The organism is Mycobacterium sp. NPDC003449 (assembly GCF_053588415.1).
The window spans coordinates 18,093-38,118 of the sequence record NZ_JBSFPX010000016.1; the positions used below are offsets into that span (position 1 = coordinate 18,093).

The following is a 20,026-nucleotide window of genomic DNA, read 5'->3' on the forward strand; positions in this document are numbered from 1 at the left end:
AATGAAAGTCTGCGAGGCCATCGCGCAGTGGTGCGCCGACATCCAAACACCGTTCGTCGCCGGAATTCTCGGCAACGGCCTGCTCGAGATCGCCGACCGGCTCGATGCCGGGACCGAGGTGCCCTTCATACTCACCCGCCACGAGCAGGGCGCGGCGATGATGGCCTACTCCTACGCATTCCAGACCGGCAGGCCCGCCGTCGTCACCGCATCCAAGGCGCCGGGGGCGACCAACACCTCGATCGGGGTGATGGGCGCGTTCGTCGAATCCCTGCCGATGGTGGTGATCAGCGCACAGGTGAGCAACGAACACGAGCGCTACGAGGCATTCGAGGAGATCGACCTGGCCGCGTTCTACCAGCCGATCACCAAATGGTCGGTGCAGGCCAACAATCCGAACCGGGTCCCCGAGCTGCTCAACGAGGCCTACCGGCGCACGCTGTCCGGCCGCCCCGGCCCGGTGCACATCGCGATCCCCTACAACTTCATGCAGCGCGAAATCGAAAACTATGTACCCCCAACGCTGCCCGAGGCACACACCACGATCGACCGGCAGACCCTGGCCGGCGTGGTGGACCGGCTGTCGTCGGCGCGCCGGCCGCTGATCATCGCGGGCGGCGGGGTCCCGTTCGACGGTCAGCCCGATCTGCTCGCCCTCGCCGAGGGTCTTGGCACGCCCGTGGTGTCGTCCTGGCTGCGCAAACCGGTGCCCGACCGGCACCCGCACTTCGTCGGGATGGCCGGGATCGGCGGTTCGCCGGCCGCGCGCCGGGCCATCGCCGAGGCCGATACGGTGCTGGCGCTCGGCTGCCGCTTCTCCGAGCAGATGACCGAGCATTACAAGATGCGCTTCGCGCCCGGCGCCGCGCTGATCCACGTCGATATCGACCCGGCGGTGATCGGGCGGATCTATCCGGTCACGACCGGCATCACGGGTGATCTGCGCCAAGCGCTGCCGCTGTTGCGGGCCGGGGCGGCGGGCGCGACCGCCGCATCGACCGACCGGACCGACTGGCTGGCAACGCTGCAGACCGAACACGGCCGCTACCGTCGGCAACTGACCGAAGCGCAGACCGCTGGCGATGCGATCGGTGGCCGGGAACTGGTCCGCGAACTACGCGACCTGCTCCCCGACAACAGCAGGCTCATCCTGGACTCCGGCAACTATCTGCACTGGGCCGACCAGTACTTCCCGATCACCAGGGCCGGCGAGTTCCATTACCCCACCTCGGGCACAATGGGTTTCGGAATCCCGGGGGCCATCGGGGCCAAGTTCGCCCACCCGGACAAGACGGTGTGCGCCCTGGTCGGCGACGGCGGGTTCGCCATGACCATGGGCGAACTCGAGACCGCGGTGCGGCTGCGCACGCCGATACTCGTGGTGATCGTCAACAACAGCACCCTCGGGCACATCCGGATGCGCCAGGACGCCGCCTTCGGCGGCAGGCGCATTGGGGTCGACTTCCTCGAGCAGCACTTCGCCCATGTGCCAAAGGCGTTCGGCGCGTTCGGCGCCGAGGTGTCGTCGCACGCGGAACTGCAGCCGGTGCTCAAGCAGGCCATCGCCGAGATCGAAGCGGGCCGATCGGCGGTGGTCGACGTCCACGTCACCGATGAACTGGCGCCGGGCCCGCTGGCGCCGTGGTGGCACGATTGAACCCGCGCAAACGATGCGGCCCGCCCCCGGGCGGGCCGCGGTAAGGAGAGAGGCCCGACATGGCCAGACCGCGGGTAGCCGCAGCATCCCTCGGCGGAACCATCGCGATGACGTCGGACAGCGCCGACGGCGTGGGGGTACGCCCCTCGCTGAGCGCCGAGCAACTGCTCGGCGCGGTACCGGCGCTCGCCGATATCGCGGAGTTGCGCGCGACGACGCTGAACACCATGCCCGGACCGTCGTTGGCGTTCGATGATGTTCTGCGCGCGCTGAACTGGGCGCGCGCAGCGGTCGTGGACGGAGCGGACGGCGCGGTGCTCATCCAGGGCACCGACACCATCGAGGAATCCGCCTACCTGCTCGACCTCTACTGGGACCAGGAGGCGCCGCTGATCGTCACCGGGGCGATGCGGTCCCCCCAGATGCCGGGGGCCGATGGGCCTGCCAATCTGGTCGCCGCGGTGCGGGTGGCGTGCGCCGGGGCCTCCCGGCGCCGGGGCGTGCTGGTGGTGCTCAACGACGAGATCCACCCGGCCCGGTGGGTGCGCAAGATCCGGGCCAGCGGGCCCGATGCGTTCGCCTCCCCGTCGTTCGGACCGGTCGGCTACGTCGACGAGGGCGTGCCCGTATACGCCGGGACGGCCGAACACCCTCGGCCGCTGCGCCTTCCCGACCCGTTCGGCACCCCCAGGGTCGCTCTGCTCGAGACATCGCTGGGTGACGCCGGGGAGGTCCTTGCAGCGGTCTGCGACGCGGGGACGTTTCACGGCGTCGTGCTGGCCGGGTTCGGTGTCGGCCACGTGTCGAGCGCGTTCGCCGATGTGGTGACGAAGGCCGCCGAGTCGCTGCCCGTGGTGTTGACCACCAGAACCGGCGCGGGCAGCGTGCACCGCAACAGCTACAGCTTCGACGGGTCGGAATCGGACCTGATGAACCGTGGGGTCATCTCGGCGGGATGGCTGGACGCCAGGAAATCCCGCATCCTGCTGACCTGTCTGATCGCCTCCGGAGCAACCGGGGACGACATCAGGGGCGAATTCGTCCGCAGAGGTGGGGGCTGGTGACGTTAGCCTTACATCAGCACGACCGCAACGCCGAAGGGGCATCGATGACATTGGGCCTGAACGCCGGGCAGAACCGGGCCCAGACCGCGCACGTCTACGTGCGCGAAACCCTGAGGGAAGCCATCCTCAACGGGACACTGGCCGCGGGCACCCGACTCATCCAGGCCGACCTGGCCACCCAGCTCGATGTCAGCAACACCCCGGTCAGGGAGGCGCTGCGGGATCTGGCGGGCGAGGGACTCGTCGTGTTCGATCCGCACCGCGGTTCGCGGGTGCGCAGCCTCGACCTGGCCGAGGTGCGCGAACTCTACGAGATGCGCATCGCGCTGGAACCACTCATGGTGCGCAGGGTGATGGAATCGATCTCGCCGGAGACCGTCGACCGGGCCGAGGAACTGTGCCACGAACTGGAGCGGACGACGAGCCTGTCGGCTTGGTCCGAACTCAACCGGCAGTTCCACTCGCTGTTCGCCCTGCCCGACAAGCAGAGCAGGCTGGCCGCGGTGCTCAGCGGTCTGCGCGACAGCGCCTCGATGTACGTCGCCCTGTCATTGGGCGCCAACTCCGACCGGATCTCCGAGTCCAACACCGAACACGCGCGACTCGTCGAGTGTTACCGGGCCGGCGATGTCGAGCGCGCGGTCGATGTCACCGTCACCCACCTGCGCGCGACCCTTGCCGATATCGAAGAGGCGCACCAGAACAACGTGCTGTGACACCCGCCGAGCAGACCCAAACCTGCCCCTTTTCACCCGAAACCAGGCAGGTTTATGTCTGCTCGGCCGAAAGGGTCAGCCGCTGACCACCAGGCCGTGGGCGGCGGCGTAGGCCAGCGCCTGGGTGAGGTCGATCTTGGCCCCACTCACCTTCGCGGTGGTCCAGAACGTGGGGTCGACGCGGGCTCCGAGCAGATCGGCCTCGTCGAGCTTGGCGTCCTGTACCCGGGAGCCGGTGAGGTCGGCACCACGCAGCACGGCCTTGCGCAGATCCGTTCCGACCAGGCTGGTCTCGCGCAGCCGGCAGTCCGACAGGTCCACACCCCGCAGATCGCAGCCGCCGAGCGAGGCCAGGGTCAGATCCGATTCCACGAAGGTGATCGGCCGTAGCCGGCATTCGGTGAACACCGAGCCGAGCAGGCTGCAGTTGGTGAATGTGCTGTGCCACAGCGTGGCCCGGCGGAACACGCAGTTGCGGAACGCCGAGCCGGAATGTTCGGACTCGGACAGGTCGACGCCGCTGAAATCGCATTCGGTGAAGACCACCCGCTCGGTGCGCAGCCGGCTCAGTGCCCCGTCGTATTCGTCGGCGCGGAAGTCCACCCCGACGAACTCGTCGTCGGCCCAGGCGAGTTCGGCCACGCTCAACCGGGCAGCGCGGTCAGGGTGTTCAGCGAGTATTCGGTGATCGCGATCAGCGCGGACTTCGCCGAGTTGCGGTCGCGGGCGTCGACGCTGATCACCGGGATGTGATCGGGTAGCGCCAGGGCCTTGCGCACCGCCTGGCTGGGATGTTTGGGGGCGCCGTCGAATTCGTTGACCGCCACCAGGAACGGCAGCTTGCGGGCCTCGAAGAAGTCCACCGCGGCGAAACTGTCCTGCAACCGCCGCACATCGACCAGGACGATCGCACCGATCGCGCCGCGCACCAGGTCGTCCCACATGAACCAGAACCGGCGCTGCCCCGGGGTGCCGAACAGGTACAGCACCAGGTCCTCGGCGAGGGTGATCCGGCCGAAGTCCATCGCCACGGTGGTGGTGCGCTTGTCCGGGGTCCCGTCCAGGGCGTCGACCCCTTCGGACACGTTGGTGACCAACGCCTCGGTCCGCAGCGGCATGATCTCCGAAACCGCCCCGACGAATGTGGTTTTGCCCGCCCCGAATCCGCCCGATATGACGATCTTCGTCGACGCCGTCCTGCGGGGCTTGCGGCCGGCTGGGACCGAGCGCCGTTCAGAGTGCTCGTAGGCCACGCAGGGTCCTTCCTATCAGTTCGCGTCGTTCGTCGAAGGTCGCCGAATCGTCGAGGGTCGTCTGCACCCGCAGATAACCCTGTGTCACCAAGTCCCCGATCAGCACGCGCGCCACGCCGAGCGGTAGAGACAGATGTGCGGCGATCTCCGCCACAGAGGGGCTGTCCGCGCATAACTCTACGATCTGCCCGCGCACATCGCGGCCCGACCAGTCCGGTTCGCGTTCCGTGTCGACGGATTCGACCGGTGCCTCCAGTGGCAGATGGATGCCGGAGTCGGTGCGGCCCGCGGTCAACGTGTATGGCCGCACCAGACTCGGGCGGTCGTCGGGTTCGATTTCGTCCATCGGCAAACTCACCAGGTCGGTCAGAAGAGTGCGGTCATGAGGGCTGCGGTGCGCGTCGCGACGACTGCACCACGGCGCCGACGCGTTCCACCAGGATCGCCATCTCGTAGCCGATCTGCCCGATATCGCAGGACCGTGCGGCCAGGGTCGCCAGGTTCGACCCGTCGCCGACCCGCATCAGCAGCAGGTAACCGTTCTCCATCTCGACCACCGACTGCAGCACATAGCCGCCGTCGAACAGCTGGGAGGCACCGGTGGCCAGACTGGCCAATCCCGATGCGACGGCGGCGAGTTGGTCGGCGCGTTCGATCGGCATCTGCTCGCTCGCGGCCATCAGCAGGCCGTCGGCCGAGACCAGCACCGCATGGGACACCCCGGATACCTCGCGGGCGAACTTGGACACCAGCCAGTCCAGTGAATCGCGCTGTGACGGACGGGTCATTCGTTATCGGTTCCTCTGGTCTCACGGGCGTGCGAACGTCCGGCGTGCACCCCGCCGAAATGGTTGCTGATGCTCGCCCGGACAGCTTCGGGATCACGCGGCCGGAACGCCTCGAACATATCGCTGTCAGCTTCGTCAGCAGATGCTACCGCCCCGGCGCCGTTGTCGTTGCGGTGCGCACCGCCGTTGCGGTGCCGGCCGTTGGTGCGTGCGGGCTCCCCGACCACGGCGGCCACGCCGCCCGGCACCAGGCGGGCGCCCGGCGTCCGCATCGGCAGACCTTCCTCGGTCCGCTGCTCGACCGGGGCGTCCTGGGCGGCCGCGGCCACCGACCAGCCCTTCTCCCATACGGTCTGCCAGTCCAGGTCGGCGCTGCGCGCGTGGGTGGTCGGGTCGATCTCGAACTCCGACACCATGGACTGGTAGATCGAATCCCCATCCGGGGACGTCGCCGACACCCCCGCCGGGTCGGCCGGCTCGGGGATTTCGGCGGCCAGGTCATCACCCACGGGCACGTGCGCGCCGTTGCCGGCGACCTGGGCCCGCGAGGCGAAGAACGACGCGGTGTTGGTGGGGACCGCACGTTCCGGTTCGGCCTCGGCCGGGTCGACGCCCTCGGCGGCCTCCGTCGGCCATTGCTGCGGCCATTCTTCCCCGGCCTCGGCGCCGGTATCTGCCGCGTCCGCTGCACCGGCCGCGGCGTCCCTGGCCACGGGCTCCGGCGCGAGCGTCCCTGGCAGCTCCGATATGCCGCTGGCCCCGGGATCGCGCTGCGGCAGCAGCAACCCGAACGGGACGTCGGCGTGGCCGTTGAGGTGGCGTTCGGCCGGTGCATCCGCGCCGAATCCCGCACCGCCCGACGACAACGCCGCCGCGATCCCGGCGGGCGGGTCCACCGGCCTGCCGTAGGGCAGCTCGTCGGCACCGGGGTCGGATGCCTGGCCCTCGCGGACCAGCAACCCGGTCGGTACGTACACGCCCGCGGTGGTGCCCGACGTCGGCTCGTCGGGGATGGTGCTGCGCAGCCGGACCACCAGACCGTGCTGGGTGGCCAGCCGACCCACCACGAACAGGCCCATGTGCCGCGCGGTGTACGGGTTCACCTCGCCACCGGACTGCAGGCGGGTGTTGGCGACGCGCAGATCGGAATCGGTCATGCCGAGGCCGATATCGCTGACCTCGACGACCAGTCCGCCGTTGCCCGCGTATACCGCCGATACCCGCACCTGCGAGACCGGGGGCGAATACTGCAGCGCATTGTCGAGCAGTTCGGCCAGCAGGTGGATCAGGTCACCCGCGGCCGAGCCGACGATCTCGGCGTCGGCGACGGTCGCGGTGGCGACCCGGGTGTAGTCCTCGACCTCGGAGGCCGCGGCGTTGATGATCGTCGCCAGCGCCACCGGCTGGGTGTGCTCACGCGTCACCTTGGAACCGGACAGCACCAGCAGGTTGGCACCGTTACGTCGCATCCGGGCCGCCAGGTGATCCAGCCGGAACAGGTTCTCCAGCCGGTCCGGGTCGTCCTCGTTGCGCTCAAGTTGGTCGATCAGTGTTAGCTGTTGGTCCACCAGCGAACGGCTGCGCCGCGATAGCGTCTCGAACATGTCGGCCACCTGCAGCTGCAGCTGGGCCTGTTCACCGGCCAGGAAGACGGCCTGTTCGTGGAGTTCGTCGACGGCGTGTGCCACCTGGCCGACCTCCTCGGTGGTGTACACCGGCAGCGGGGTGACGGCGCTGAGTTCACCGCCCCCGCGAACCCGCTCGATCTCCTTGGCCAGATCCTCGTGGGCCACCTTGAGCGCGCCGTTGCGCAGCGTGCGCAGCGGCCGCACCAGCGAGCGGGCCACCAGCAACACGATCACGATGGCGCTGATGATGGCCACCGCCACCAGGATCGCGCCCCGGATGACGGCGCCGCGGGCGTTGTCGGCCTCGGCCTCGAGCGCGGCGGGAACGGCCGTCGTGGTGTCGTCGATGATCTGCTCGGCGATCTTGTTGGTGGCCTGCAGCGAGGCCAGCAGGTCGGGATTGCCCACCAGCGGGACGCTCGGGTTGGACATCATCCCCATCCGCTTGACCATCTCACCGCGCAGCGTCGCCGCGTCGTCGGACGCTCCGCCCAGCAGCTTGGTCAGCGCCGACACGGTCGACGGTTCGGTGCCCGCCATCGTGATCATCGATGTGCGCAGCACCGGTTCGGGCTGGTCACCGCCCCGGGTGACCAGCATCTGCTGGATGGCCATCTGGCCGCGCGCGCCGATCGCCCGGGACAGCGCCTCGACCTGAGCCTGCACATGCTGGTCGTCGCTGTGCGCCGATCCGGTGATCGCGGCCTCGGCGGTGAGCAGCAGCGGGGCGTAGGTCAGGATGCCCTGCCGCAGATCGACCGATTTCGACGTCACCGCGTCGACCAGCTCCTGGCCCTGACCGGTCAGGTTGTCCACGGCCTGCCGCACATCGCCGGACACGTCGGTGGAATCCAGCCGCTGCTGCAGATCGGATTTGCGATCGCCGAAGGTGTTCAGCGCGTCCTGGCTGTCGCCGCCCGAGGTGGCCGCCACCATGACGTCCTGCAATGAGGCCATATACCTGTCGATGTCGGGGATCATCTCGGCGCGGTCGGCGGCCAGCCGGAGGTCGGAGGCCTCGGTGGCGCTGGAGTAGATCCGCAGTCCACCGAACGTCGCCGCCAGGATCAGCGGCACCAGAACAATCGCGAACACTTTCTGCCGAACCGGCCAGTTGGCCGGCGACCAGCGTGCGGGGCGTTTCGGCGGTGCCGGCGGAGCCGGGGTGAAGTCGACAAGGGTGCCGTCGGCCTGTTTCAGCTGGGTAAAGGCGGTCATCGGCGCCCAACCGTGCTATCGGCGGTGCGGCCGCATTTCAGTACTGGAGCGTGCGTCATAGGGCTTCCTGCTGTTTCCGCCCACGCTCGGGCGGGCGTAAGTACGCCTGGCAATTGCACGAGTATGACAGCCAGCCGCGAGCGTTTCCACAATTCTTACTGAACAGACAAAGTTCGTGACCGAGCCGTAGCGGAGTTGTGTGGTAACTGAGCAAACGGCGCAGCGATGGCTAGCGGATAGCCGTCGTTCGGCGGCGCACACCCCGCCCGCGACGCCCCTGGCCACGACACGGATCTGCTGCCATGGCGACCCGGTTGCCCGCAGCGACAGCAATCCATCTCGGCTGTGACGGTTGAGAGGAATTCTCAACAGTCACTTACGTTTCAGCTGCACCGGATGCTCCTTCGGAGCCCGCCCGACCTGGACGTAGTCTGCCTGGAACGCGAACCACGGGAGGGCCAGGTCTCTTGTTCAGAGTCATGTTCTATTCGCCGCGGATCGCCCCGAACACCGGAAACGCGATCAGGATGGTCGCGGCGACGGGTTGCGAACTGCATCTGGTGCGACCGCTGGGATTCGACCTGTCCGAACCCAAGTTGCGTCGCGCCGGCCTGGACTACCACGACCTGGCCTCGGTGACCGTGCACGATGACCTGGCGGGCGCCTGGCGCGCCGTGCTGCCGGCCCGGGTGTACGCCTTCACCGCACACACCTCGACATCCTTCGACGCCGTCGCCTACCAACCGGGCGATGTGCTGCTGTTCGGCCCGGAACCCACCGGCCTGGACGCCGACACCCTGGCCGATCCGCACATCACCGAGCAGGTGCGCATCCCGATGCTGACCGGGCGGCGGTCGCTGAACCTGTCCAACGCCGCCGCCGTGGCCGCCTACGAGGCGTGGCGCCAGCACGGGTTCGCCGGGGCCGTCTGAGCTCACCTCCCGGATCGGAGCACATCGTCGAGCCAGTCGAAGATCACCTGGTGGGCCCGGTGAGGGATATGCTCGCCCCGGGCTGACTCACCAACTGTCCCAGTGGGTAAACTGTTCGGCCGGCAGCCGCTTGGCCTTCTTGAAATCGGTGCCCTTGGTGTAGGCGATCGGGAACAGCCCGGCCTGCGCGTACCCGTCGAACGGGATGCCGAGGACCTCGGCGGCCTGCTTCTCGCCGTCGCCGAGCAGATGCAGGGTCGTCCACGCCGAGCCCAATCCCCGCGAACGCAGGGCCAGCATGAAACTCCACACCGCAGGCAGCAGCGAACCCCAGAAGGACGCACTCATCCCGGCCGGAGACCCGTCCGGGCGCCCCTCCAGGCACGGCACCAGCAGGACCGGCGCCTGCTCGAAGTTCTCGTTGAGATAGCGGGCCGAGCTCTGGACCGCCTCAATCTGGTCGTCGCGGATATCGCCGCGCTCGGGCTTGGGCAGATCGAGGTAGGGGTTCGCGTTGGTGCGGTAGATGTCGGCCAGCGCCTTCTTCTTTGCCGGATCCTCGACGAAAACCCATTGCCAGCCTTGCGCATTCGATCCGGTGGGGGCCTGCAGAGCCAGGTCCAGACATTCCATCAGCACCGCGCGCGGCACCGGCTTTTCGAAGTCGAGACGTTTGCGCACCGATCGGGTCGTGGTGAGAAGATCGTCAACTGACAAGTTCAGCGTCGGTTCGGCTGTCATGCCGCGAGACTACATTCGCTTCCATGAGCCCCCAGTTGACTTCCGACGTGACCCGGCGTCTGGCATCCGATCAGTACGCCTGGCTGACCACCGTGGCAAAATCCGGGCAGCCGGTGCCGCGTCTGGTCTGGTTCTACTTCGACGGCACCGACCTGATCGTGTACACGATGCCGGGGGCCGCCAAGGTCCGTCACGTGACGACACATCCGCGGGTGAGCCTGAACCTGGACTCCGACGGCAACGGCGGCGGGATCATCGCGATCGGCGGTGAGGCGGGCGTGGATGCCACCGGCACCGACCCCCGCGGGGACGGCCCGTACTGGGCGAAGTATTCCGACGTCGCCGAACGGTTCGGCCTGACCGACGCCATGGCCGCCTACGACACGCGGCTGCGGATCCGCATCGACAAGGTCTGGGTCACACCGGCCGAAGGGTGACGGCGCGCCGTGCCCGCGGAGACGCGACCGGTCAGGCCCAGGCGGTGATGGTCTTGCGGACCGGGCGCTGGTCACCGTCCGTGGCGAAAAGTTCGGGGGATCGGTTACGGATCCGCTCGACGTCGGAGAAGACCAGCTGCAGGTGCGTACGCATCGCCTGGACGCTCGCATCGAGGTCGCCGGCCGCGAGGTGATCGACGATCGCGGTGTGCTGACGGATCAGCGCGGGCACCGGACTGACCATCCGCAACCCCAGTCGCCGGGCGCGATCGAGGTGGGCCTTGGCCGATACCACGGTGCGCCAGGTGTTCTCGTGCCCGCCGGCGGCGAGCAGCAACTGGTGGAACTCCTCGTCGAGCCGGAAGAACGCTTCGACGTCGTGTTCGGCCTCGCGCTGGGCGTCGAGCACCTGCCGTAGCGCCGCAAGCGTCCCGTCCTCCAGCCGCCGGACGGCGTCGGCGAGCGAGGCGACCTCGACGGCCTCGCGGACGAACTGGGCGTCGGCCACCCGCCGCGGATCGACGCGGGAGACGAACGTGCCGAGCTGTGGGAAGACCTGGACCAGCCCCTCCTCGGCGAGCAGCAGCAGCGCCTCGCGTACCGGGGTGCGGCTGACCGACAGCTCGGCGGCGAGCTCGTTCTCCGACAACGGTGCGCCAGGCGGCAGCCGCAGGGTGACGATCCGGTGCCTCAGCTCCCGGTACACGACCACCCGCGCCGACGGTTTCGCTGTTGCGCTGGCCATTCTCTTACCTTAGCGGGCGGCAACCCCTTGACAGTCGACGTATTCCAGTACTTGTATGGCAGTGCTCATATGGCGGAGAGTCACCACCCGGAGGACACCCTCATGACCAAAATCGTCACGGCCGACGTACTCGTCACCGCGCCCGGCCGCAACTATGTGACGCTCAAGCTGACCACCGACGAAGGCGTCGTCGGCTGGGGCGACGCGACACTGAACGGTCGCGAGCTCGCCGTCGCGGCCTACCTGCGCGACCACGTCTGCGGGCTGCTGCTCGGCCGCGACGCGCACCGCATCGAGGACGTCTGGCAGTACCTGTACAAGGGGGCGTACTGGCGGCGCGGCCCGGTGACGATGACCGCGATCGCCGCCGTCGATGTCGCATTGTGGGATATCAAAGGCAAGCTCGCCGGGCTGCCGGTGTACCAGCTGCTCGGCGGCGCCGCCCGCGACGGCGTGATGGTGTACGGACACGCCAGCGGAGGCGACATACCCGAGCTGCTCGACGACGTCGCGCGGTATCTCGACCAGGGTTATCTCGCGGTGCGTGCGCAGTCCGGCATCCCGGGACTGGACACCACGTACGGCCTTCCCGGCGAGGGCCAGGCCGTGTACGAGCCGGCCTCGAGTGCGCGGCCGCGGGAAGATCTCTGGGATACCGAACCGTATCTGCGGTTCGTGCCGCAGATGCTTGGCGCGCTCCGCGAGCGGTTCGGCTTCGGATTCCACCTGCTGCACGACGTGCACCACCGGCTCAGTCCGATCGAGGCGGGCCGGCTGGGCCGCGACCTCGAGCCACACCGGCTGTTCTGGCTCGAAGACCCCACGCCGGCCGAAGACCAGGAATCCCTGCGGCTGGTACGGCAGCACACGACGACACCGCTCGCCGTCGGCGAGGTGTTCAACTCCATCTGGGACTGCCAGCATCTGATCACCGAGCGCTTGATCGATTACATCCGCGCCTCGGTCTCGCACGCGGGCGGTATCACGCACCTGCGCCGGATCTTCGCCCTCGCGGAGCTCTACGGCGTGCGCACCGGTTCGCACGGCGCGGGCGACCTTTCACCGGTGTCGCTGTCGGCCTCGTTGCAGGTGGGCCTTTCGGTGCCGAACTTCGGGATCCAGGAGTACATGGGCCACGCCGAGCCGGCGAGCGAGGTCTTCCACACCTCGTACACGCTGTCGCGGGGCTATCTGCATCCGGGCGACCTGCCCGGGCTGGGGGTGGAGGTCGACGAGACCGCCGCGGCGAAGTTCCCGTACGACCCGAAGTACCTGCCGGTCAACCGCCGCCGCGACGGGACGGTGCACGACTGGTGAACCGCTACGGTTCCCGACCATCCTTGTCCGCAACCACTGAAAACAACGGAGTTCCGATGTCGACCACGTCCCCCCTTGGCCGCAACCTGCGCTGGTACATGGCCGGGTTGTGCAGCCTGTCGTTCGTCGTCAACTACATCGACCGGACCACGCTGAGCGTGGCGCTGCCCTTCATGTCCGAAGACCTCCGGCTCACCCCCGGTGAACAGGGATTCGCACTGAGCGCGTTCTTCATCACGTACTCACTCGCACAGTTGCCCGCCGGAGCGCTGATCGACAAATACGGCGTGCGGCGGGTTTTCGGCATGGGCGCATTCGTCTGGGGCGCGGTCACCATGAGCGTCGGCCTGGTGCGCGACGCCGCGCTGCTCGTGGCCGCCCGACTGGTGCTCGGCCTCGGCGAGTCGGTCGGCTATCCCGGTTGCGCGAAGGTGGTCAGCAATTGGTTCCCGCGTTCGGAACGCAGCTTTGCCAACAGCGTGTGGGACAACGGTTCCCGGATCGGCGCGGTGCTGGCACTGCCGGTCGTGTCGGCGGCGGTCGCGGCGACCAGCTGGCGTTGGGCGTTCGCGTTCACCGGTGCGCTTGCGCTGCTGTGGGTGGTGCTGTGGTTCGCCACCTACCGCGACCCGGACCAACACGCCAAACTCACCGCCGAGGAGCGCGCGAAGCTCGTCGAGGGCGGTGCCCGCTTCGCCGACGAGACCGCAGACGAGGGTCCGAAGGTGCGCTGGCGCACGCTGTTCCTCTACCGCACGGTGTGGACGATGATGGTCGGCTTCTTCTGCCTCAACTACGTGCTGTTCTTCTTCATCACCTGGTTCCCCAGCTACCTGGTCTCGGCGCGCGGTTTCGACCTGCTCAAGCTCGGAGTCTTCGGCACCATACCGGGGATCGTGGCGATCATCGGGTCCGCGCTCGGAGGGTATTCCTCCGACTCGCTGGTGCGCCGCGGCTGGTCGCTCACCCGCGCGCGTAAGACCTGCCTGGTCGGAGGCCTGCTGCTGTCATCGGTGATCGGCGCGGCCGTGCTGGTGGACAGCGCCGGAGTCGCGCTGGCATTGCTTTCGGTGAGCTACGCCAGCCTCGTTTTCGCCGGTGCGTCGGTCGCGTCACTGCCCGCCGACGTCGCGCCGACCCCACGCCAGGTGTCATCACTGGCCGGCATTCAGAACTTCGCGTCGAACCTCGCGGGCGTCAGCGGGCCACTGATCACCGGCGCGCTGGTGGCGCTGGCCGGCGGCTCATACGTGGTGCCGCTCCTCGTCTCGGGCGCGGTCGCGGTGATCGGCGCCCTCGTCTACAGCTTCGGCCTGCGGACGGTAGAGCCACTTCCATTGCCCGGCGAGGCTGCATCGGTGCCACAGGAACGAAGCGGCGGTGCCGCCGCACGGTCCGCCTGATATCCGATTCCGTACCACCATGCTTTGCCGGCCGGCGCGAACAGCGGTGAGCCACAGCGCAACACAGCAAACCGATCAGCGTTGCGCGCCGCTGCGTTGATCAGCTGGCGTTCTCGGTCAGCAGTGCGCCGTCCCAGTCGTTGACCTGCTCATCGCCGGACCGGTCGAAGTCACCGTGGGACGGCACCGCATGGATGCCGTGGTCGTCGCCGGGCAACCCACCAAGGGCCGCGATGGTGTCCCGAATCCGCGCTGCCTCATCGTCGGTCGGCATTGCGCCCTCCTCGAGTTCGTCGAGCAGGCCGTCGCGGAGCCCGGCGCCGTTGGCCACTTCCTGCGCCGACAGCTTGTGGTGGATCCGGGTGACATAGATCTGCTGACCCAGCGTCGAACCCGGAGCGGTCGCGGCATGGGCCATCAGCGAGTCGTATCGCCGCCGAACGCCGCTGAGCGCCACCACCACCGCGGGCGAGGGCCTGCCGCTTCCCGCGGCCTCGGTGAGCCCGGCGCGCAACTTGCGCAGACCCGAGAGCACGACATCGGCGCGTTTGTGAAACTTCTTGTCCTCCGGGAACGGCAGTGCGTCGATCGCGGCCGAATACATGTGCATCGCCGCCTCGGAGAGGCTGACGATGATCGATGAATCACCTTCGAGCGATGCGTTTTGTCCCATGGGCCCTCAATCCTCCAGGCAGTCAAATCCGTTGACGGTCAGCCGACGGCATGCGGTAGCCGATCTCACCGCTCGCGAGTACGCCGATGACACTAGCGGTTCGACGGCGTCCCGTCATCGTTAGGGGCAGTCAATATCGGACCGGATCCCGGCGGAGCCCGCGGGTGCGGTGTAACCGGTGGCGCCGGCCCGCCACGGTACCCATAATCTGAACCCGGCACGGTGGGAGGCTTGGTCGATGGGAGGTCACGATGACCGGGACAACTGAGTCGACAAATGCTGAATCGACATGGGCCGCCATATCTTCGGAACAGGCCGGCGATCGGACCGAACCGATCCCGGTCATCGTCACCGACAGCGAACCCCCGCAGTCCCCTGGCCCGCAGGAGCGCCGGAATACGATCGCCTGGCTGGTCTGCGGCGCAGTGGGCGCCGTGGCGATCGCGTGGTACATCCTGCTGAGCCCTGGCGAACTCGGGAACAAGTCCGAGTGGTTCTTCGGCGCCGTGGTATTCGTGGTCGTGCTGGTGACGATGTGGCAGACGCTGACCATCGCCCGCCAAGCCAGACAGGACACCGCCGATGCGGCCGAACGGCTGCGCCGTGAGCTCGCCGCCGCCGACGAGCGGTCCTCGCTCGAGCTGGCCCTGACCCAGAAATGGCACCGGGCCGAGATCGAGGCGCAGCAGAAGCTGCACCGCGCCGAACTGAGCGCCCAGCAGGAACTGGCCCGCGTCGAACGCGCCCACCTCGTCGAGCACCTGCAGAAGCAGGCGGTCATCGAGGTGTCACGCAGTGTCGGGACACAGACCCGGATGCTGGCGGTGCTGTGGAGCGAGGGCGCGAGAACCCTGCGGCTCGGCGACCGTGACGAACGCGAGCAGGCGATGAACGCGATCTTCGAACAGATCAGCCAGGTGGTCAACGATGTGTCCGTCGAACTCGACAACGCCCACCTGCTGTGCCAGGACGACCGCCTGCAACAGGCCCTCGACCGGGTCAACGAGGCCGTTCTGATGGCGATCACGGTGGCCGAGGAGGTCCAGGCCGGCGTGATCGAAGGGACTGCCCCGCAGCCCAATCCGATTCCCGCAGTTCAACGCCTGCTGCAGGAGAGAACCGTCGAGGCACGGCGGCTCGCATGGTCGTTGCTGCGGACCGGGCTGGAGGACCGGGTGCGCACCGCCGGAGCATAGGCTCAGCGAAAATCGCGGGACCGGGACCCGACCCTGAGGTTGACCGGCGCCATCCGGTCGGCGAGGACGGTGACCGCACCGGTGGCGTTCTGCACGATGCCCCGCACGATCAGCGCGGAAGCCGTCTGGGCCAGTTTGCGGTGGCGCGTCCACACTCCCGGTGCGCACAGCACGTTGACCATGCCGGTTTCGTCCTCCAGGTTCATGAATGTCACCCCCTGCGCGGTAGCCGGACGCTGCCGGTGAGTCACCGCTCCGGCCACCAGGATTCGGGTGCCGTCGGGGACCGCCAGCAACCTGTCCGCGGGGATCACGCCCAGCGCGTCGAGATCGGCGCGCAGGTACTGGGTGGGATAGCTGTCCGGCGAGATGCCGGTGGCCCATACGTCGGCGGCGGACAGCTCGAGTGCGCTCATGCCGGGCAGCGCCGGGATCGACGATGACGACCCCACCCCCGGCAGCCGGTCCGGCCGCTCGGTGGCGGCCGCACCCGCCGCCCACAACGCCTCGCGGCGGGTGATCCCGAAGCAGCCGAGCGCACCCGCGGTGGCCAGCGCCTCGGTCTGCGGGACCGACAGCTGCACCCGACCGGTCAGATCCAGCAGGTTTGCGAACGGCCCGTTGGCGTCTCGCTCGTCTACCATCCGCTGGGCCAGCTCGTCGCCGATGTGGCGGACACCGCCGAGCCCCAGCCGCACCTCCAGACCGGAGTTCTCCAGCGTGGCGTAGGCCAGGCTGGCGTTGACATCCGGACCCCGGACCGTCACCCCGTGCCTGCGGGCATCGGCGACCAGCGACTGCGGCGAGTAGAACCCCATCGGCTGGGCTCGCAACAGCGCCGCGCAGAACGCCGCGGGGTGGTGCAGTTTGAACCATGACGAGTAGAACACCAACGATGCGAAGCTCAGCGAATGACTCTCCGGGAAACCGAAATTCGCGAAGGCCTCCAGCTTCTCGTAGATCCGCTCGGCCATTTCGCCGGTGATGCCGTGGCGGTCGCGCATCCCGTCGTAGAACCGGCCGCGCAGCCGTCGCATCTTCTCGGTGGACCGTTTTGACCCCATCGCCCGGCGCAACTGGTCGGCCTCGGCCGGGGTGAAGCCCGCACAGTCGACCGCCAGTTGCATGAGCTGTTCCTGGAACAGCGGTATCCCCAACGTTTTCCGCAACGCAGATTCCATCGACGGGTGGTCGTAGGTCACCTCTTCCTGTCCGTTGCGCCGCCGGATGTACGGATGCACCGAGCCGCCCTGGATCGGCCCCGGGCGGATCAGCGCCACCTCGACCACCAGATCGTAGAACTCGCGGGGTTTCAGCCGCGGCAGGGTGGCCATCTGAGCCCGGGACTCCACCTGGAACACCCCGACCGAATCGGCCTTCTGCAGCATCTCGTAGACCGCGGGCTCGCTCAGGTCCAGCTTCGCCAGGTCGACTTTGACGCCCTTGTGCTCGTCGACCAGGTCGATGACATAGTGCAGCGCCGAGAGCATGCCGAGCCCGAGCAGATCGAACTTCACCAATCCGATTGCTGCACAGTCATCTTTATCCCATTGCAGGACGCTGCGATTCTCCATCCTTGCCCATTCCACCGGGCACACGTCGGCGATCGGTCGGTCACAGATGACCATGCCACCGGAATGAATGCCCAGATGCCGTGGCAGATTGGCGATCTGGCCGGCCAGGTCGACCACCGACTGGGGGATGTCTTCGACGTCGGGCGAGTCCGGTCTACCGTTCCACCGGCTGATCTGCTTGCTCCAGGCGTCCTGCTGTCCCTGGGAGAACCCCAGTGCCCTGGCCATATCGCGGACCGAACTGCGGCCGCGGTAGGTGATGACGTTGGCCACCTGGGCGGCGTACTCCCGTCCGTAACGCTCATAGACGTACTGGATGGCCTTCTCCCGCAGGTCGGATTCGATGTCGATGTCGATATCGGGCGGTCCGTCGCGGGCCGGGGACAGGAACCGTTCGAACAGCAGCTCGTTGGCGATCGGGTCGACGTTGGTGACCTTGAGCGCATAGCAGACCGCCGAGTTGGCCGCCGAACCCCTACCCTGACACAGGATGTCGTTGTCGCGGCAGAACCGGGTGATGTCGTGCACCACCAGGAAGTAGCCGGGGAACTTCAGCTGTTCGATGATCCTCAGCTCATGCTCGATCTGCGCATAGGCCTTCTCGGCGTTCCCGACCGGACCATAGCGCTCGGCCGCACCCGCCATCACCAGGTGCCGCAGCCAACTGTCCTCGGTATGCCCGGCGGGCACGTCGAACGGGGGCAGCTGCGGGGCGATGAGCGCCAGCCCGAACGCGCACTGCTCTCCCAGATCTGCCGCTGCCGTGGTGATCTCGGTGCCGAACAGCCGGGCCATCTCCTCCCCCGAGCGCAGGTGCGCCCCGCCGAGCGGGGCCAGCCAGCCGGCCGCGGCGTCCATCGAGTTGCGGGCCCGGATCGCCGCCATGGCCATGGCCAGCCGTCCCCGGTCGGGGACGGCGAAATGTGCGGCGGTGGTGGCGACGACGTCGAGGCCGAACCGGGGTGCCAACTCGGCCAGCACGGCGTTGCGTTCGTCGTCACGGGGTTGACCGTGATGGGTGAGCTCGACACTCACCCGATCGGCCCCGAACCGGTCCACCAGCTCGGCGAGCGCTTTGCTCGCGGCCTCCGGACCGCCATCCGACAATGCCTGGCGGACATGACCTTTACGGCACCCGGTGAGGATGTGCCAATGCCCGCCGGCGGCCTCGGTGAGCCCGTCGAAGTCGTAGCGGGGTTTACCCTTCTCCCCGCCGGCCAGGTGCGCCCCGGCGATCTCCCGGGACAGCCGCCGGTATCCCTCGGGCCCGCGGGCCAGCACCAGCAGGTGCGGGCCGGGCGGGTCGGGATGTTCGGTGCGCGGGGTGTTGCCCAGGGACAGCTCGGCACCGAACACCGTGGCCACGTCGAGTTCGCGGGCCGCCTCGGCGAACCGCACCACACCGTAGAGCCCGTCGTGATCGGTCAGCGCGACGGCCCGCAGACCCAGCCGGGCGGCCTCCTCGGCCAACTCCTCCGGCGTGCTCGCCCCGTCGAGAAAGCTGTAGGCCGAATGCGCATGCAACTCGGCGTAGCGGATTGCTCCACCGCCGCGGGCCACCTCGGGCGGTTGGTACCGCACGCGCTTACGCGACCAGGCCGGACTGTCCCCACCGTCACCGGCCTGCTCCAGCGGCAGCCCGGATCGCCGCGGCTTGCCGGTAAGCACCCGCTCCATCTCGGCCCAGCTCGGTGGCCCGTTGTGCCAACCCACCGGCCCAGTGTATCGAACAAACGTTCGAAGCGTCAGCCGAGCACATCCATGCGTTGGGTGCCGAGCACCGCCAGCAGCCGCAATGCCTCCTCGGCCGGCGAACCGGGGTCCGGCGTGTAGATGTACATCCGCTGGTCCCGGTCAGCGATGTCGAGCACATCGCAGTTGACCGCGATCGGCCCGACCGTCAAATGGGCGAACGTCTTGCACAGCATCGGCCTGGCGTTGACATCGTGCGAATCCCACAGCTGGGCAAACTCGGAACTGCCGGAACGTAATTCGGTGATCAACTCGATCGTCTCGGGATCGTCGGGGTAGCGGGCCACGGTGGCACGCAGGTTCTGGGCGCAGGTGCGGGCGAACACATCGGCATCGGACACGCCGTACAGCCGCTGCCCGCCCGGTGACGGGGGTCCCAGGAAGGCCCGGCGCACCAGATTGCGGTCCCGGCGCGACAGCGCCGAGAAATCCTCCATCAGCGCGCAGGCCAGGTCGTTCCAGGCGATCACCTCGTAGGTCGCCGACACCACGATCGCCGCGGCCTGAGGCAGCCGCCGCAACAGATCGAGGATGCTCTGGCGAACCACCCGCGGCGGACCGGTCGGTCGATGCGGCTCGACGCCGGCCAGTAGGTACAGGTGCACACGCTCGGCATCCGAGAGCCGCAGTGCCCGAACCAGACCCGACAGGACTTCACCCGACGGGTGCGGGGCGCGGGCCTGCTCCAGCCGGGTGTAGTACTCGGTCGAGATATACGCCAGGTGCGCGACCTCATCGCGCCGCAGGCCCGGCGTGCGGCGGCGCGGGCCGACCGGCAGGCCCACATCGGAGGGCCTGATCCGCTCACGCCGGCTGCGTAGGAACGCGCCCAGTTCACGCTTGTCCACGGCTTCCATTGTCCCCCGCCTTTGCCGGCCACACCGGGCCAAGCCAGGTATCACCGCTACCTGGCTATGGTCTTCGGGACCATG

General features: G+C 68.2%; 18 protein-coding genes. 8 read left to right on the forward strand and 10 right to left on the reverse strand.

Annotation, left to right across the window (positions count from 1 at the left end; all coding sequences use genetic code 11):
• Position 1 precedes the first annotated feature (1 nt).
• The 3 genes from ACWDTP_RS07230 to ACWDTP_RS07240 are packed head-to-tail and all read left to right on the forward strand — an operon-like array spanning position 2 to position 3,437.
• Entirely contained in the window at positions 2-1,657 is a 1,656-nt protein-coding gene (locus ACWDTP_RS07230) for a thiamine pyrophosphate-binding protein (RefSeq protein WP_450018024.1), read from the forward strand.
• 59 nt (positions 1,658-1,716) lie between these two features.
• Positions 1,717-2,721, forward strand: coding sequence for an asparaginase (locus ACWDTP_RS07235; protein ID WP_450018026.1), 1,005 nt, complete (start codon positions 1,717-1,719; stop codon positions 2,719-2,721).
• Positions 2,722-2,765: 44 nt separating this feature from the next.
• Positions 2,766-3,437 carry a GntR family transcriptional regulator gene (locus ACWDTP_RS07240; RefSeq protein ID WP_450018028.1) on the forward strand — a complete coding sequence of 224 codons (672 nt, stop codon included), beginning with the start codon at positions 2,766-2,768 and terminating at the stop codon, positions 3,435-3,437.
• A 75-nt stretch (positions 3,438-3,512) separates the two neighbouring features.
• On the opposite strand, the gene ACWDTP_RS07245 is transcribed toward ACWDTP_RS07240, so the two are convergent.
• Genes ACWDTP_RS07245 through ACWDTP_RS07265 form a run of 5 tightly spaced genes read right to left on the reverse strand, consistent with a single transcriptional unit; the run spans position 3,513 to position 8,324 of the window.
• Entirely contained in the window at positions 3,513-4,079 is a 567-nt protein-coding gene (locus tag ACWDTP_RS07245; RefSeq protein ID WP_450018030.1) for a pentapeptide repeat-containing protein, read from the reverse strand.
• A 2-nt stretch (positions 4,080-4,081) separates the two neighbouring features.
• Positions 4,082-4,690 (reverse strand): GTP-binding protein, encoded by a 609-nt coding sequence (locus ACWDTP_RS07250; RefSeq protein ID WP_450018032.1) that lies wholly within the window; start codon positions 4,688-4,690, stop codon positions 4,082-4,084.
• The gene (locus ACWDTP_RS07255; protein ID WP_450018034.1) at positions 4,671-5,036 is read right to left on the reverse strand and encodes a DUF742 domain-containing protein; all 366 of its coding nucleotides are present in this window, start codon (positions 5,034-5,036) and stop codon (positions 4,671-4,673) included. The genes ACWDTP_RS07250 and ACWDTP_RS07255 overlap by 20 nt, the downstream gene beginning before the upstream one ends.
• Positions 5,037-5,070: 34 nt before the next feature.
• On the reverse strand, positions 5,071-5,478 hold the full coding sequence (locus ACWDTP_RS07260) for a roadblock/LC7 domain-containing protein (RefSeq protein WP_450018036.1): 408 nt from the start codon (positions 5,476-5,478) through the stop codon (positions 5,071-5,073).
• Complete coding sequence (locus ACWDTP_RS07265; RefSeq protein ID WP_450018038.1) at positions 5,475-8,324, reverse strand: ATP-binding protein; 2,850 nt, start codon at positions 8,322-8,324, stop codon at positions 5,475-5,477. The genes ACWDTP_RS07260 and ACWDTP_RS07265 overlap by 4 nt, the downstream gene beginning before the upstream one ends.
• Positions 8,325-8,791: 467 nt before the next feature.
• Here ACWDTP_RS07265 and ACWDTP_RS07270 point away from each other — a divergent pair, with 467 nt between their 5' ends.
• On the forward strand, positions 8,792-9,256 hold the full coding sequence (locus ACWDTP_RS07270) for a tRNA (cytidine(34)-2'-O)-methyltransferase (protein WP_450018040.1): 465 nt from the start codon (positions 8,792-8,794) through the stop codon (positions 9,254-9,256).
• 87 nt (positions 9,257-9,343) lie between these two features.
• Here the strand turns inward: ACWDTP_RS07270 and ACWDTP_RS07275 are convergent, their stop codons facing one another.
• Entirely contained in the window at positions 9,344-9,997 is a 654-nt protein-coding gene (locus tag ACWDTP_RS07275; RefSeq protein ID WP_450018041.1) for a nitroreductase family protein, read from the reverse strand.
• A 23-nt stretch (positions 9,998-10,020) separates the two neighbouring features.
• Between ACWDTP_RS07275 and ACWDTP_RS07280 the strand changes: the two genes are divergently transcribed.
• On the forward strand, positions 10,021-10,434 hold the full coding sequence (locus tag ACWDTP_RS07280; RefSeq protein ID WP_450018043.1) for a TIGR03667 family PPOX class F420-dependent oxidoreductase: 414 nt from the start codon (positions 10,021-10,023) through the stop codon (positions 10,432-10,434).
• A 31-nt stretch (positions 10,435-10,465) separates the two neighbouring features.
• Here ACWDTP_RS07280 and ACWDTP_RS07285 read toward each other — a convergent pair whose 3' ends face one another.
• Complete coding sequence (locus ACWDTP_RS07285; RefSeq protein WP_450018045.1) at positions 10,466-11,179, reverse strand: GntR family transcriptional regulator; 714 nt, start codon at positions 11,177-11,179, stop codon at positions 10,466-10,468.
• A gap of 102 nt (positions 11,180-11,281) precedes the next feature.
• Between ACWDTP_RS07285 and manD the strand changes: the two genes are divergently transcribed.
• On the forward strand, positions 11,282-12,496 hold the full coding sequence (gene manD, locus ACWDTP_RS07290) for a D-mannonate dehydratase ManD (protein ID WP_450018047.1): 1,215 nt from the start codon (positions 11,282-11,284) through the stop codon (positions 12,494-12,496).
• Positions 12,497-12,552: 56 nt separating this feature from the next.
• Positions 12,553-13,899, forward strand: coding sequence for an MFS transporter (locus tag ACWDTP_RS07295; RefSeq protein ID WP_450018049.1), 1,347 nt, complete (start codon positions 12,553-12,555; stop codon positions 13,897-13,899).
• A gap of 100 nt (positions 13,900-13,999) precedes the next feature.
• Here the strand turns inward: ACWDTP_RS07295 and ACWDTP_RS07300 are convergent, their stop codons facing one another.
• On the reverse strand, positions 14,000-14,572 hold the full coding sequence (locus ACWDTP_RS07300; RefSeq protein WP_450018051.1) for an XRE family transcriptional regulator: 573 nt from the start codon (positions 14,570-14,572) through the stop codon (positions 14,000-14,002).
• Between the two features lie 251 nt (positions 14,573-14,823).
• On the opposite strand from ACWDTP_RS07300, the gene ACWDTP_RS07305 reads away from it, so the two are divergent.
• Positions 14,824-15,768, forward strand: a complete 945-nt coding sequence (locus ACWDTP_RS07305) for a hypothetical protein (RefSeq protein ID WP_450018053.1) — start codon at positions 14,824-14,826, stop codon at positions 15,766-15,768.
• Between the two features lie 2 nt (positions 15,769-15,770).
• Here ACWDTP_RS07305 and ACWDTP_RS07310 read toward each other — a convergent pair whose 3' ends face one another.
• The gene (locus ACWDTP_RS07310) at positions 15,771-19,055 is read right to left on the reverse strand and encodes an error-prone DNA polymerase (protein WP_450018055.1); all 3,285 of its coding nucleotides are present in this window, start codon (positions 19,053-19,055) and stop codon (positions 15,771-15,773) included.
• A gap of 32 nt (positions 19,056-19,087) precedes the next feature.
• Positions 19,088-19,951, reverse strand: a complete 864-nt coding sequence (locus tag ACWDTP_RS07315) for a helix-turn-helix transcriptional regulator (protein WP_450018057.1) — start codon at positions 19,949-19,951, stop codon at positions 19,088-19,090.
• Between the last annotated feature and the right edge of the window lie 75 nt (positions 19,952-20,026).

Coding starts and splice junctions, on each gene's coding strand:
- ACWDTP_RS07230 (WP_450018024.1), top strand. CDS start 2: ATGAAAGTCTGCGAGGCCATCGCGCAGTGGTGCGCCGACATCCAAACA.
- ACWDTP_RS07235 (WP_450018026.1), top strand. CDS start 1,717: ATGGCCAGACCGCGGGTAGCCGCAGCATCCCTCGGCGGAACCATCGCG.
- ACWDTP_RS07240 (WP_450018028.1), top strand. CDS start 2,766: ATGACATTGGGCCTGAACGCCGGGCAGAACCGGGCCCAGACCGCGCAC.
- ACWDTP_RS07255 (WP_450018034.1), bottom strand. CDS start 5,036: ATGGACGAAATCGAACCCGACGACCGCCCGAGTCTGGTGCGGCCATAC.
- ACWDTP_RS07260 (WP_450018036.1), bottom strand. CDS start 5,478: ATGACCCGTCCGTCACAGCGCGATTCACTGGACTGGCTGGTGTCCAAG.
- ACWDTP_RS07265 (WP_450018038.1), bottom strand. CDS start 8,324: ATGACCGCCTTTACCCAGCTGAAACAGGCCGACGGCACCCTTGTCGAC.
- ACWDTP_RS07275 (WP_450018041.1), bottom strand. CDS start 9,997: ATGACAGCCGAACCGACGCTGAACTTGTCAGTTGACGATCTTCTCACC.
- ACWDTP_RS07280 (WP_450018043.1), top strand. CDS start 10,021: ATGAGCCCCCAGTTGACTTCCGACGTGACCCGGCGTCTGGCATCCGAT.
- ACWDTP_RS07285 (WP_450018045.1), bottom strand. CDS start 11,179: ATGGCCAGCGCAACAGCGAAACCGTCGGCGCGGGTGGTCGTGTACCGG.
- manD (WP_450018047.1), top strand. CDS start 11,282: ATGACCAAAATCGTCACGGCCGACGTACTCGTCACCGCGCCCGGCCGC.
- ACWDTP_RS07295 (WP_450018049.1), top strand. CDS start 12,553: ATGTCGACCACGTCCCCCCTTGGCCGCAACCTGCGCTGGTACATGGCC.
- ACWDTP_RS07300 (WP_450018051.1), bottom strand. CDS start 14,572: ATGGGACAAAACGCATCGCTCGAAGGTGATTCATCGATCATCGTCAGC.
- ACWDTP_RS07305 (WP_450018053.1), top strand. CDS start 14,824: ATGACCGGGACAACTGAGTCGACAAATGCTGAATCGACATGGGCCGCC.
- ACWDTP_RS07315 (WP_450018057.1), bottom strand. CDS start 19,951: ATGGAAGCCGTGGACAAGCGTGAACTGGGCGCGTTCCTACGCAGCCGG.